This is a genomic window from Nostoc sp., assembly GCF_036916655.1.
Classification (GTDB): Bacteria; Cyanobacteriota; Cyanobacteriia; order Cyanobacteriales; family Nostocaceae; genus Nostoc.
The window spans coordinates 16,765-30,454 of the sequence record NZ_JBALFY010000046.1; the positions used below are offsets into that span (position 1 = coordinate 16,765).

The following is a 13,690-nucleotide window of genomic DNA, read 5'->3' on the forward strand; positions in this document are numbered from 1 at the left end:
AATTCTTCTTCGGTAAGTATCATGGCTACTAAGTTTATGTAGATTATACTCGTGTGCATCCTTTTTAATAGTCAATTGCATCCTCGTCATCAAGGATGATACTACTGCTTTTTTTCTGTGACTATCAAAATTTTGTTATGAATCCTATTTCATCCGTTATGCTGTGGTTGCCGCAGTGTTGAGTTCCATCGGCTTTTGTGTAGTTAAATTTCAGGGAAAAAACTCATGGCAAAACAGTTAAACCTTCTCTCATCGGGACAGGTAATTCCAACAGCCCTGCATACCGAGATGCAGCGGTCTTATCTAGAATATGCCATGAGCGTGATTGTCGGGCGAGCGCTACCAGACGTGCGTGATGGCTTAAAACCAGTGCATCGGCGCATTTTGTATGCAATGCACGAACTCGGTTTAGTACCAGATAGACCCTATCGAAAATGTGCCCGTGTAGTGGGTGATGTGTTGGGTAAATACCATCCTCACGGCGACCAATCAGTTTACGATGCTTTAGTCAGGCTGGTGCAGGATTTTTCTAGCCGCTATCCTTTACTAGCAGGACACGGGAACTTTGGCAGTGTCGATAATGACCCGCCAGCAGCGATGCGCTACACAGAAACGCGCCTCGCACCCATCAGCCATGAGGGAATGTTGACAGAAATTGGGGAAGAAACTGTGGAATTTGTCGGGAACTTCGATAATTCACAGCAAGAACCAACGGTGTTACCTGCTCAGTTGCCGTTTCTGTTACTTAATGGCTGTTCTGGGATTGCCGTAGGCATGGCGACAAATGTACCGCCACACAATTTGGGGGAAATTGTCGATGGGTTAATTGCCTTAATCGACAACCCAGATTTGCCAGATGAAAAATTATTTGAGTTAATTCCAGGGCCAGATTTTCCTACTGGTGGAGAAATCATTGGTGAAGCGGGAATTCGGGAAGCGTACACCACAGGTAAAGGTGGAATTCTGCTGCGGGGAGTCGCAACTTTAGAGGAAATTCCAGCCAGCAGGGGAAGTAAGCGACGGACGGCAATTATCATTACAGAATTGCCTTATCAGGTGAATAAGGCTGCCTGGATTGAGAAGGTAGCGGACTTAGTAAATCAAGGACGCTTGCAAGGAATTTCCGATCTTCGAGATGAAAGCGATCGCGAAGGGATGCGGGTGGTAATTGAACTCAAGCGCGATACCAATCCCCAAGAAATTCTCCAGCATTTATATCACCAGACTGCTTTACAAGTGACTTTTGGGGCAATTCTTCTCGCAATCGTGGATGGACAACCCCGCCAATTAAGTTTGCGCCAACTCTTGCAGGAGTTTTTGAGATTCCGAGAAGAGACGCTGAACCGTCGCTACAATTACGAGTTGGGTAAAGCCCAAAGTCGCGTGCATTTGGTGGAAGGTTTGCTGAAAGCGCTATCTAATTTGGATGAGGTAATTCAAATTTTACGCCAAGCTCCCGATGGTAGTACGGCAAAAATTAATCTTTGTAGCCAACTAGATTTGAGTGAGGTACAAGGAGATGCAATTCTAGCGATGCCGTTGCGCCGCCTCACTAGTTTAGAGCAGCAAAATTTGCAGCAAGAATTTGAGCAGATCAGCGAACAAATTAGTTTATTGGAGCAATTACTCAACGATCGCCGCGAATTACTCAAGGCACTGAAAAAAGATTTGCGATCGCTCAAGCGCAAGTACAACGATCCCCGGCGGACGAAAATTGGGGAGGAGCAGAAGTCTAGGGCAGAGGAGCAGAGGGGCACAGGAGCAGAGGGGCACAGGAGCAGAGGGGCACAGGAGGAGGAACTTAAATCTTCTGAACCAGTAGAGGAAGCGATTTTAGAATTTACTCAACGGGGTTATGTCCGCCGCACTCAACCATCTGGGAGAAAGTCAAAAGCTGAAAATGGTCTACATGATAATGACTTCATTATCCAAACTGTGTTGACTGACACCGGGAAAGACTTGCTAATACTAACGGGTGGTGGCAAAGTGTATCCGGTGAATGTGGGAGAAATTCCGCCAACTACTGGGCGTTCTCCACGGGGAAAACCTTTGATTACGATGCTGAGTAGTACTGCTCAAGGCGCTCAAGAAGCTGTAGTCAGCCGCTTTTTGCTGCCAGAAAATCTCGCAACTAAGCAGATGATTCTTCTAACAAAACAAGGAAGAATTAAGCGCCTGTCTCTGGAAGAATTTACTAACCTGACTCGGCGCGGAATCACGATTTTGAAGCTCAAAGACGATGATGAATTATCATTTACCCAGTTCATCGCTCCAGGGGAGCATCTGATTTTAGCTAGTTCTGGTGGGCGAATCTTGCGCTTTGCAGTCAATGATGAACAATTACCGATTATGGGACGCACCGCGATGGGTTTACAAGCATTTCGCTTATTGAAAAATCAGCAAATGGTTGGCTGTGTGACTGTCGGTAAGGATGACCAACTGCTGCTAGTTACTCAAGAAGGATATGCCAAGCGGATGGCTGCGAGTCAGTTAAGAGCGGCTAATCGCGGTGATTTAGGCACGCAAGCGCTGAAATTTGCTACCAAAACTGACAACTTAGCTGGCATGGTGATGGCGATGCCAACTCTTGGAGACGCTACGCGTAGCTTGCTTCCACAAAGTGGTACGGCGGGCTACGCCAACGCATCTGGCGAGGTAGCTTTAGTGACGAATAAGGAACGGGTAGTGCGAATCCCTGTGGAAACAGTGCCACTCTTAGGTAGAGATGTGAAAGGTGAAAGCATTATTCAACTCAGCCGCGATGAAAAAATCATTACTGTGGCTGAAGTGCGATCGTAAATTATGTAGGGCTGATCTCGTTCCCAGTTTCCGACAGACTGATTATTGTAGAGACGGCGATTCATCGCGTCTCTTGTCTTAACCGAACAGTATTAACCCCGAGTTCTTAAAGAAGTCGGGGTTCTGGGCAGTATTTGACTCCAATATCTCTATATATTATCAATAGTTTTAAATTTAAAATAACAAACTCTATTGAAAATCAAGCAATACAAAAGAATTATTTGATAATAACTCTCAATAAAAATAAGATTATCTATGATAGTAGAAATCTAGATAACATCTCTTCTACCTCAGTAAATCTCACTGGAGGCAGATGTTTTGATTTGTATAAATAGCTATTCCTATTGATGTCAAGGTATAGAAACAAAAGTATAAAAAATGTTGCTTTTCTCAAAATATTTGTTATATTAGTTTACATAAGGCAATAAACCTTAAAAATATAAGTTTGGAGTCCTAACCATGACAAATGCAAGCACAACAAAAGTCACCACTCCTATAATTGAAGATCGCAACGCTTGGCGTTGGGGCTTTACCCCACAAGCAGAAATTTGGAATGGTCGCTTGGCAATGATTGGCTTTTCAGCAGCCATTTTAGTCGAGGTTTTTTCTGGTCAAGGCTTCCTACATTTTTGGGGCATCCTGTAAGTTTTAATATTTAAGATGACCTATAAATAAAAAAACCTGGAGTGCGAATTCACTACCAGGCTTTTTATTTATAGGTCAGTTGTCAGTTGTCATTTGTCATTTGTTTATTTACTAATGACCAATGACTGATTGACTACCGAATATATTCTTTGAGAACACTATTACGATTTGGATGACGCAACTTGCGGAGTGCCTTCGCCTCAATTTGACGAATCCGTTCGCGGGTAACGTTGAAAATCTGGCCGATTTCCTCAAGGGTTTTCATTCGACCATCATCCAAGCCGTAACGTAATCTGAGAACATCACGTTCGCGTGGGCTGAGACTGTCGAGGACTTTTTCAAGGTCTTCGCGCAGAAGATTTTTGGAAACTTGGTCTTCTGGTGTCTCACCATCGGATTCAATAAAATCGCCCAATCGAGAATCTTCTTCTTTACCAATAGGCGTTTCTAATGAGATAGGTAACTGGGCAGATTTTGCAATGAACCGCAGCTTCTCAATGGTCATTTCCATGCGAGTGGCGATTTCTTCTTCAGTGGGTTTGCGACCCATCTCTTGAGATAGCAACTTGGTAGTTTTCTTAATCCGAGAAATGGTTTCGTAAAGGTGAACTGGAAGACGAATTGTGCGGGATTGATCTGCGATCGCACGGGTAATTGCTTGACGAATCCACCATGTTGCATAGGTGGAGAACTTATAACCTTTTTCGTGGTCAAACTTTTCAGCGGCACGAATCAAACCGAGACTGCCTTCCTGAATTAAGTCCTGGAACGACAAACCACGATTCATGTATTTCTTAGCAATTGAAACTACAAGACGGAGGTTAGATTGCACCATCTTGTCTTTCGCCCGACGACCAACATGGAGACGATAACGAAAGGCTGGTAGTGGCAGTTGTACTGCTTCTGCCCATTCACTATCTCGAGGATCGCGATCTAACTGTTCACAAAGTCTTTCGCGTACCCTCTCTAATTCCAGTAAATCGGCTATCTTCCGCGCCAATTCAATTTCTTCGTCTGCCCGCAACAGCCGAATTCTACCAATTTCTTGCAAGTAAAGCCGAATTGAATCTTCTGTGTAATGCTTTTTCTTGCTTTGTGTCCGACGACGCGATTTAGCGGCTTTTCCAGACTTTGCGTCGTCCTCATCAGACTGAGGCTCTAAAAATTCCTCGTCACCTTCATCGATGATCAGCAAGTCCTCTTCATCGTCTATTAAGAGTTCTTCTAACTCGAGCTCAGGCTGATTTATTATTTCTAGGTCAGGCTGATATATGCTTTCGAGTACGTTGTTAGCCTGGTTCATGCCGCGTTCCTCATGCTCCTTGCAGAATCAATTACTCAAGATGTGTTTACTGCTCTTTTAAACGAGCCAATTACCAACCGAAAATAAGCTTATTGGCAGATTTGCCAGAGATATTTTCGGACGTTTTACTCCTTTGGTAGGAGGGTTTTTACTTTAGTTTCAGCAATTACTAAAGGTGACTTGCTCACTTTCGTAAATGTTATATGTGTTGCTATCACATATTGCTTTCAACTAGCTGGTCAAATAAAGACTTGCCTTTTTCAAAAAATTTGCCACTCTATACAAATGAGTTCAGACTGTTTGGCAGATTTTCCTATAAAGACTCTTCCGATTGTAGCCTGTTTCACAGAAATTGCACTCTTTTTGTGTATTAATCATGAATTCATTAAGCAACTGTTAGCCACTTTCACCAAAAAGACATTAAAAACGGGATTAATACCCTGAAATTTTTTTTCCACTTTTCGGAATTGCAGTGACATTCTTATGACATTACGAAGTAAGTACGTTTGCTTTTGCCGAAGTTCATGTATTTTACACAACATTAATTACTGAGGAAGAGTGTATTTTATGTTAACTCAGACTATTAATCTTAACCTACCCATTTTTACATTTCCTTCATAAATTACGCATCCCTTAGACTCAAGTGGGTCTTGACCTTGGGTAAATACAACAACTGTGGTGGTGCTTGCCTGAAAGCAGTTAACCTTCTGCGTACTAACTACCTTAACTAAGGAGTTAAGGCGGTGACGGAATCGACCAGATCGGAGATCAATTTAGGTTTCACTAATTCGGCCTTATTCACACGTTAGCGCACTGTGGCGATTTCAGCCCTATGAAAGTTGACAAACTCTTCTTATTGTATACAAGGATATTTTAATCAATTCAAAAACATTTTGTCCTGCGAATTCGCCAATATAGTCCTATCTTAGGCAAAAGTACATTAGATACATACGATACAATCGCGATCGCCATGACTCTACATGAAGATATTAACAAGTTTTCAGACTTCTGGTGTGTACTTCCACCAGCCATCATACAGAACCCAGAATATTACTTGATGATTTTAGTTACAAAGCTTTTTTACGTAACTTAATTGTAAATTTAAATACTTTTATTTCGGTGAGTTTCTGTCATCTTATGATGATAAATCCTCAGAATACTTATTAATTGCTGTTTGATAGACGATATTCAGTTATTTTCTGGGGTTATAACAAACGTGTTTCTAGTTTAGGCGAAATTAATCAGTTAGTCAGAGCAAAGAGTACTGTCTAGACTCAGGCTTCTAACGAAGTTGGTAATTTTGCTAGCGCTCAAATATTAATTTTTTGGAAAAAATTGCTAATGTGCAAATTATGTGTATTTGGCTAACGTAAATTTAGAATTTTTGTAGTTATGTAGTGCTAAGATACTACTTATGTTACAAGTCAACCTAAATTTTTTTTAATTTAGTTGTTAGCGTGGCTTTCAAACCTAAGCCTGACGAAAAAGAGTTATTTCGGTAAAGCAGAGCAAGGGGCATCACTTCTATACGACAGATCCCCGACAACTTTTACGAAGTCGGGGATCTTGTTTTTGACGAATGATTTAGGAATGCTGGTATTAGATATCTAGATCGGTGAAGTTGAGCTTAGAACCATAGGTTTCGATGAATTCTCGTCTGGGTGCGACCCGATCGCCCATTAAAATTGTGAAGATGCGATCGGCTTCGGCGGCATCCTCAATTTCGACTTGTTTCATTTTACGAGTTTCTGGGTTCATGGTGGTGTCCCAGAGTTGTTGTGGCATCATTTCACCCAAACCTTTGAAGCGTTGGATGGTATAGTTGGCGTTAGCAGGGAATTTGGCGATCGCTTGATTTTTTTCGCGATCGCTATAGCAATACTCATGATTACGTCCCCGTTCTACTTTAAACAATGGGGGACAAGCAATATAAATAAAGCCTTGTTCAATGAGTGCCCGTTGATATCGATAGAAGAATGTTAACAGCAAAGTCCGAATGTGTGCGCCATCTACGTCAGCGTCAGTCATAATGACTATCCGGTGATAGCGCAGTTGAGTGGAATCGAATTCATCACCTTTGACACCTAAACCGAGGGCTGTAATTAACGATTGAACTTCGTTATTTTTATAGATTTTAGCGTCATCGGTTTTTTCAATGTTAAGAATTTTACCACGTAGAGGCAAGATTGCTTGAGTGCGGCGATCGCGTCCTTGTTTGGCACTCCCACCTGCTGAATCCCCTTCCACAATGAATATCTCAGATTCGCTAGGGTCGCGAGAACTACAATCTGCCAATTTACCAGGTAATGGCGAAGATTCCAGCACCGATTTGCGCCGAACTAATTCCCGTGCATGACGGGCTGCTTCTGCGGCTTTGAAAGCTTGGATAGCTTTATCTAAAATTGAGTCGGCTATAGCAGGATGAAACTCTAGATACTCAGTGAGGACTTCTCCCACCAAAGAATCAACAATTCCCCGTACTTCAGTATTACCGAGTTTGGTTTTGGTTTGTCCTTCAAATTCTGGGTCTGGTACTTTAACGGAAATGACGGCTGTCAAACCTTCGCGGACATGTTCGCCACTGAGGTTAGTTTCATTCTCTTTAATTTTATTGCGCTTGCGGGCGATCGCATTTAATGTCCGAGTTAGAACCGCCTTCAAGCCTTCTAAGTGCGTACCACCATCCACTGTGCGAATATTATTAGCAAAACCTAGTACATTATCCGTGTAAGCATCAGTACACCATTGCAATGAAACTTCCACTTGTACATTATTCCGTTCCCCCTGCACATAGATAATTTCTTCATGCAGTGGTTGCTTCTCGCGGTTCATATAGGCGATATATTCTTTAATACCACCCTTGTACTCGTAAGATTCTACCTTAGATGTATCGCTTTTTAGTAATTCCAGACGGTGGTCAGTAAAGGTAATTTTGACACCTGCATTCAGATATGCCAATTCCCGTAGGCGACCTGATAAAGTGATGTAATCAAACTCAATACTAGTAGTAAATATTTGGGTATCTGGTTTAAAAGTAACAGAAGTTCCGCTTCTAGCTTCTTTGTAAGGCTTGACTTGTAGTTCGGTAACTGGCACACCCCGTTCATAGCGCTGAATATGAACTTTTTTATCTCGCCAAACTGTAACTTCTACAACCTCAGAGAGGGCATTAACAACAGAAATACCAACCCCGTGCAATCCTCCCGAAACTTTGTAGCCACCGCCGCCAAACTTACCACCAGCGTGCAGTACCGTCATCACGGTTTCCAAGGCCGATTTCCCGGTTCGCGAGTGAGTATCGATGGGAATACCGCGACCATCATCTGTTACAGTAACGGAACCATCAGCGTTGATATCGACCTCTATATGAGTGCAATAACCTGCCAAAGCCTCATCAACTGAATTGTCCACCACCTCGTAAACTAAATGGTGGAGTCCTCGCGGTCCAGTAGTACCAATGTACATTCCTGGTCTTTTGCGGACGGCTTCCAGACCTTCCAGAACTTGAATCTGATCGGCACTGTAACTGCTCGTCATGTAAACTCTCCTGATGTGTGGGGTTGAACTCGCCAAAAGGCAAATAAAAGTAAAAACACTCCAAAATTGTAACACAAAAGCCTTGTTGGCGTCTGTAGGGCATTTTCAAGAGAAGTTTATACAGGGGTTGTAGTCCTGTTGGAGAGGGTAGAGGAGATGAGGGAGCAGGGGAGCAGGGGAGCAGGGGAGAAGTTGCAGTAAGTTTTTCCCCTCTGCCCCTCTGCCCCTCCGCACCTCTGCCTTTTGTGCCCAATGCCCCATGCCCAATGCCCCATACCCTATAACCAATGACCAATGACTAATGACTAAATTAATTGTGATTTGTGGGGCGACGGCAACAGGTAAATCGGGTTTGGCTTTGGCTTTGGCGATGCGCTTGGGTTCTGTAATTATCAGTGCTGATTCTCGTCAAGTTTACCGTGAGTTTGATATCGGGACGGCGAAACCAGCTGTGGCGGAACAAAAATTAGTGCCGCACTATTTAATAGATATCTGCGCTCCCACAGACACAATGACGGTAGCAGACTATCAACTACAAGCACAAGCCTTAATTAATTCTCCCCCATCTTCTTCATCTGCTCCACTTCTACTAGTTGGTGGCACTGGTTTATACATCCGTTCTATTGTTCGAGGGATGAAAATTCCGAGGGTTGCACCGCAAACAGAATTGCGATCGCAGCTTGAATCTCTGGGTCAACCACAACTCTACGCTATGTTACAACAAGTTGATCCAACTGCCGCACAAAAAATTCATGGCAATGATTCAGTACGGACTTTACGAGCATTAGAGGTATTTTACGTAACCGGATATCCAATTTCAGAACAGCAAGGAGAGAATCCACCGGATTATCCGATTTTGCAAATTGGTTTAGATTGCGATGTTGAAAAATTAGGCGCTCGGATTCAACAGCGTACTGAGCAAATGATAGCAAATGGTTTGGTTAAAGAGGTGGAGAATCTTTGTCAAAAATATAGCGCTGATTTGTCTTTGTTAAATACTTTGGGCTATCAAGAAATTAAGCAATATTTGGCTGGGGATATTTCTTTAGATGAAGCGAAAGAATTAATAGTTTTGCATACGCGACAATTTGCCAAACGACAACGTACTTGGTTTCGAGGATATCCGCAAATTGAATGGTTTGATGCCAATGATCCCGATTTATTAGAGAAGGTTTGGCAGCGTATAAATGAGTTTATAAGTTGCACAAGTTCATAATAACTTTTTGACTCATACTAAAGACGCAAAAAACTTTGTGTCTTTACAGCCAGTGTCCTATAGAGTGTCAGGATCTACGCCCATAGCACGCAGCCTTTCTGCTAGCAATTGGTTACGTTGTTCTGCTTGTTCGGCACGTTCTCGTTCCTGTTCGGCGCGTTCATCTCCAGTCGATAAAATATTACCATCTTGGTAGCACCAGCGTAACCAATTATCTTGTCTGCCTTCAAATTCACCTTCCCACAAAGTTACGCCTAAACCAACTTGTTCTAACCAATTTTCGGAAGTTTCAAAGTAGCGCCTTCCTCTGAGTTCATAAATGTGTAGTACTTTTTCTCCTAATTGCTGATTTGGGTCATATACGATGTAGTAACTAGCCCGCATGTGTTCATAAATTTGCAGTTTTTTGCCAAGCTCATCACCTTCTTTATTAGATACAATTTCAATGACGACTTCTGGAGGTTTGCCAAAACGCCAAACCATATAACAACGATTTTCTTTTTCCCACCAATTTTGAGGTACTTGCACATCCAAGCTGAGAAAAACGTCGGGTACAATTGCAGGTTGACCGTCCGTATGGTAAATACCGACATTAGCTGCTGCTAAAAAAGTCTGCTGCTGTATAGAACTGTAAAGTGAGCTAATTAAAAGGCGTTTCTGTTTGGAAGTAGCAAAATTATCTAAAGTGTCATCTTCAGTGACTAGCTGGTTAGCATCTGGCACATAGTAATCATCATCATTGATTAGAACTTGCTGAACCATGATTTTATCCAGTATTTGAGAGCGTTATTTCTAGGTTAGTTGATTGGGGATGAGAGAGTGCGTAGTCTTTGACCCGCAATAACTAGGTAGGTTGTGTCAAAATCTAAAGAGAAAAGTCTGTAAAATCAGCGCAATGATTGGAAGAACACTACGGCAACACTACAAAATCATTGATAAGTTGGGCTCTGGTGGTTTTGGGGAAACTTATTTGGCTGAAGATTTAGATATCCCTACAAACCCTAAGCCTAAATGCGTTGTCAAGCGGCTTCAGCCCAACGAAAGGAATGGAGATATTCCTAATTCCGATATTTTGCGCCTATTCCAGAAAGAAGGCGAAATTCTCTACCAATTGAGTCAAAGTCACAACCAGATTCCCAAACTCTACGCTTATTTTGAGGAAAAGCAAGAATTTTATCTTGTTCAAGAATTCATTGATGGGCATGACTTGAGCCAGGAAATAGCTTTGGGTAAAGTGTGGAATGAAACTAGGATAATTGAATTCTTAGAAGAGATACTAAAAACATTGGCTTTTCTGCATCAGAATCATGTTATTCATCGGGATATAAAACCATCAAATATCATGCGGCGCAAATGTGATGACAAATTAATTTTAATTGACTTTGGATTTGTTAAAACGATGAGTGTATCAGGTTTATTGACAAGTACAATTGCTATTGGAAGTCAAGGTTATGCACCCGCTGAACAGGCAATAGGTATACCAAAATTTAGTAGTGATATTTATGCATTAGGTATGACGGCAATTCAGGCGCTAACAGGCAATCATCCTATGAAGCTGGATAAAGATGATAATGATGAGATAATTTGGCAAAATCGTGCCCAAGTTAGTGATGCACTAGCAGAGATTTTGACCAAGATGGTGCGATATAATTTTCGCGATCGCTATGCTTCAGCTTCAGAGGCATTGCAAGCCTTGACTTTTACTGTAGTAAACTTACTACCGTCTATTGCCGACTGGCTAAAACCGATCAAAATTTATCGCAAGTGGGGTTATATACATCGGAAAACAAAAGAAGTGCTGATCCAACCACAGTTTGATGATGCTTTAGAATTCTGTGGAGGGTTAGCGGCAGTTGAAATTGACAAACAGTGGGGCTACATAGACAAAAATGGGCGGATAATTATCCAGCCACAGTTTGAATGGGCTTGGTTTTTTGCTGAAGGACTAGCAGAGATTAGTGTTAACTGCAAATCGGGATATATAGACACAACAGGGAAAATTATTATTCAACCTCAGTTTGAGGAAGCTAAATTCTTTTCAGAAGGGCTGGCAGCAGTAAGGATTGGTGGGAAGTTTGGTTACATAAATATTAAAGGCGAATTTATTATCCAACCTCAGTTTGATGAGGCTGAGTGCTTTTATAATGGGTTAGCCTCGGTAGAGATTGGTGGAGAGGGTTACTGTATTGATAAAACTGGAAATTTTATTGATTAATCATTATTGCAAAGTCTAATAACAGTTTCATTCCTCACTTTCACCTAACAAAAAGTCATTAGGTAAAGGGTCATTGAAATCATCACTTACCCAAATCTTATTTTGGTTTAAACCTAGTACCCGTTTTTGAGGTGGTTGTTGGGGTTGAGCATATTTTTGTACTAAAAACTCTACAAAATCTAGCACCTCTTGTTGCTGTTCGGGTGCTAGGGTTTGCAGCTTGGCAATTAATTTTGAGGTGGAATCTAAAACTTGGTAAGTCATTTCACCCTCTCCTGTTGAATGTGTTACTTTATATTACTTTAATCCCACAATTCACAGAATATCGGATTTTACCATCATTCAACGCACTTGTTAAGAGACATCGCACCTTCCGTACTCAAATTATGCGATCGCTTTTACTCACCCTTGACTGCTATTCTTGCAACAATAGTAATTACAGCTATACTAACCAGCCTGCAACATCTACCTTGAACTTTAAAAAACTATGCTTGCCCAAGATAAAAAACAACGCAACTGGAAACCAATTCTCAAAGCATTTGAGGCTATCCTTGGCAAAAATGGTGTGGTGCAACGCCGAGAAGAACTCATTACCTATGAATGCGATGGTTTAACTGGCTATCGCCAAAGTCCGGCTGTGGTTGTGTTACCCAGAACTACAGAACAAGTTGCCCAAGTGGTGAAGATATGCAATCAATATTCTATACCCTTCATCGCACGCGGCTCTGGCACTGGTCTATCTGGTGGTGCTTTACCAGTGAAAGACTCTGTTTTAATTGTAACTTCGTTAATGCGGAAAATCATCAGTATTGACTTGGAAAATCAACGGACAGTTGTACAACCAGGGGTGATTAATAGTTGGGTAACACAAGCCGTTAGTGGTGCTGGATTTTACTACGCTCCTGACCCTTCTAGTCAAATTATCTGCTCTATTGGGGGCAACATTGCTGAAAATTCTGGTGGGGTGCATTGTCTCAAATACGGTGTTACGACTAACCATGTTTTGGGATTAAAAATTGTTACACCAGAAGGGGAAATTATCGATTTAGGCGGAGAAATCCCAGAAATGCCTGGTTACGATTTAACCGGTGTTTTTGTTGGTTCTGAAGGCACTTTAGGAATTGCCACAGAAATTACTTTGCGAATTCTCAAAAGTGCAGAATCAATTTGTGTGCTGTTGGCAGATTTTACTAGCATTGAAGCTGCTGGAGCAACTGTTTCTGACATCATCAGCGCCGGCATTATTCCTGGTGGGATGGAAATGATGGATAACTTCAGCATTAATGCAGTTGAAGATGTTGTTGCAACTAATTGTTATCCCCGCGATGCTACTGCAATTCTGCTCATAGAAATTGACGGTTTAGAAGTGGAAGTTGCAGGAAATAAGCAGCGAGTTACCGAAATTTGTAAAAAAAATGGTGCGCGTAATGTCACTTCTGCTACTGACCCAGAAACCCGATTGAAATTATGGAAAGGACGCAAAGCAGCTTTTGCGGCAGCTGGGCATTTAAGTCCAGATTATTATGTACAAGATGGTGTAATTCCCCGGACTCAGTTGCCTTATGTTTTACATGAGATTGAGGCATTAAGTAAACAATACGGTTATCGTGTTGCTAATGTATTTCATGCTGGGGATGGCAATCTTCATCCGCTAATTCTTTATGATAATTCTGTGTCTGGTGCGTTAGAGCAAGTAGAAGAAATGGGTGGAAAAATTCTCAAACTTTGCGTCCAAGTTGGTGGTAGTATTTCTGGCGAACATGGCATCGGTGAAGAGAAAAAATGCTATATGCCACAGATGTTTAGCCAAGTTGATTTAGAAACTATGCAATGGGTACGGCAAGTTTTTAATCCTAAAGGGTTAGCAAATCCTGAAAAGATATTCCCCACACCACGAACTTGTGGTGAAGCTGCAAATGCATCAGCACTCAAACAGTTTGAAGGTGTGGAAAGATTTTAATTTTCTGCACAAAAT

Annotated in this window: 9 protein-coding genes; 5 read left to right on the forward strand and 4 right to left on the reverse strand. The window is 41.9% G+C overall.

All coding sequences use genetic code 11. The annotated features are described in order from the left end of the window. Positions 1-225: 225 nt before the first annotated feature. The gene (gyrA, locus tag V7L31_RS12120) at positions 226-2,799 is read left to right on the forward strand and encodes a DNA topoisomerase (ATP-hydrolyzing) subunit A (RefSeq protein WP_334696449.1); all 2,574 of its coding nucleotides are present in this window, start codon (positions 226-228) and stop codon (positions 2,797-2,799) included. A 459-nt stretch (positions 2,800-3,258) separates the two neighbouring features. Beyond that, entirely contained in the window at positions 3,259-3,444 is a 186-nt protein-coding gene (locus V7L31_RS12125) for a chlorophyll a/b-binding protein (RefSeq protein ID WP_179067968.1), read from the forward strand. Between the two features lie 133 nt (positions 3,445-3,577). On the opposite strand, the gene rpoD is transcribed toward V7L31_RS12125, so the two are convergent. Continuing rightward, complete coding sequence (rpoD, locus tag V7L31_RS12130) at positions 3,578-4,747, reverse strand: RNA polymerase sigma factor RpoD (protein ID WP_069073375.1); 1,170 nt, start codon at positions 4,745-4,747, stop codon at positions 3,578-3,580. Between the two features lie 1,599 nt (positions 4,748-6,346). Then, positions 6,347-8,284 (reverse strand): DNA topoisomerase (ATP-hydrolyzing) subunit B, encoded by a 1,938-nt coding sequence (gene gyrB, locus V7L31_RS12135; RefSeq protein WP_334696450.1) that lies wholly within the window; start codon positions 8,282-8,284, stop codon positions 6,347-6,349. Between the two features lie 301 nt (positions 8,285-8,585). Here gyrB and miaA point away from each other — a divergent pair, with 301 nt between their 5' ends. After that, positions 8,586-9,500, forward strand: a complete 915-nt coding sequence (gene miaA, locus V7L31_RS12140; RefSeq protein WP_334696451.1) for a tRNA (adenosine(37)-N6)-dimethylallyltransferase MiaA — start codon at positions 8,586-8,588, stop codon at positions 9,498-9,500. A gap of 57 nt (positions 9,501-9,557) precedes the next feature. On the opposite strand, the gene V7L31_RS12145 is transcribed toward miaA, so the two are convergent. Beyond that, positions 9,558-10,262, reverse strand: a complete 705-nt coding sequence (locus tag V7L31_RS12145; protein ID WP_334696452.1) for a Uma2 family endonuclease — start codon at positions 10,260-10,262, stop codon at positions 9,558-9,560. 133 nt (positions 10,263-10,395) lie between these two features. On the opposite strand from V7L31_RS12145, the gene V7L31_RS12150 reads away from it, so the two are divergent. Then, positions 10,396-11,715 (forward strand): WG repeat-containing protein, encoded by a 1,320-nt coding sequence (locus V7L31_RS12150; RefSeq protein WP_334696453.1) that lies wholly within the window; start codon positions 10,396-10,398, stop codon positions 11,713-11,715. 27 nt (positions 11,716-11,742) lie between these two features. On the opposite strand, the gene vapB is transcribed toward V7L31_RS12150, so the two are convergent. Further along, a complete protein-coding gene (vapB, locus tag V7L31_RS12155; RefSeq protein WP_334696454.1) occupies positions 11,743-11,979 on the reverse strand; it encodes a type II toxin-antitoxin system VapB family antitoxin in 237 nt (78 codons plus the stop codon). A gap of 223 nt (positions 11,980-12,202) precedes the next feature. Between vapB and glcD the strand changes: the two genes are divergently transcribed. After that, the gene (gene glcD / locus V7L31_RS12160; RefSeq protein WP_334696455.1) at positions 12,203-13,675 is read left to right on the forward strand and encodes a glycolate oxidase subunit GlcD; all 1,473 of its coding nucleotides are present in this window, start codon (positions 12,203-12,205) and stop codon (positions 13,673-13,675) included. Positions 13,676-13,690: the final 15 nt, after the last annotated feature.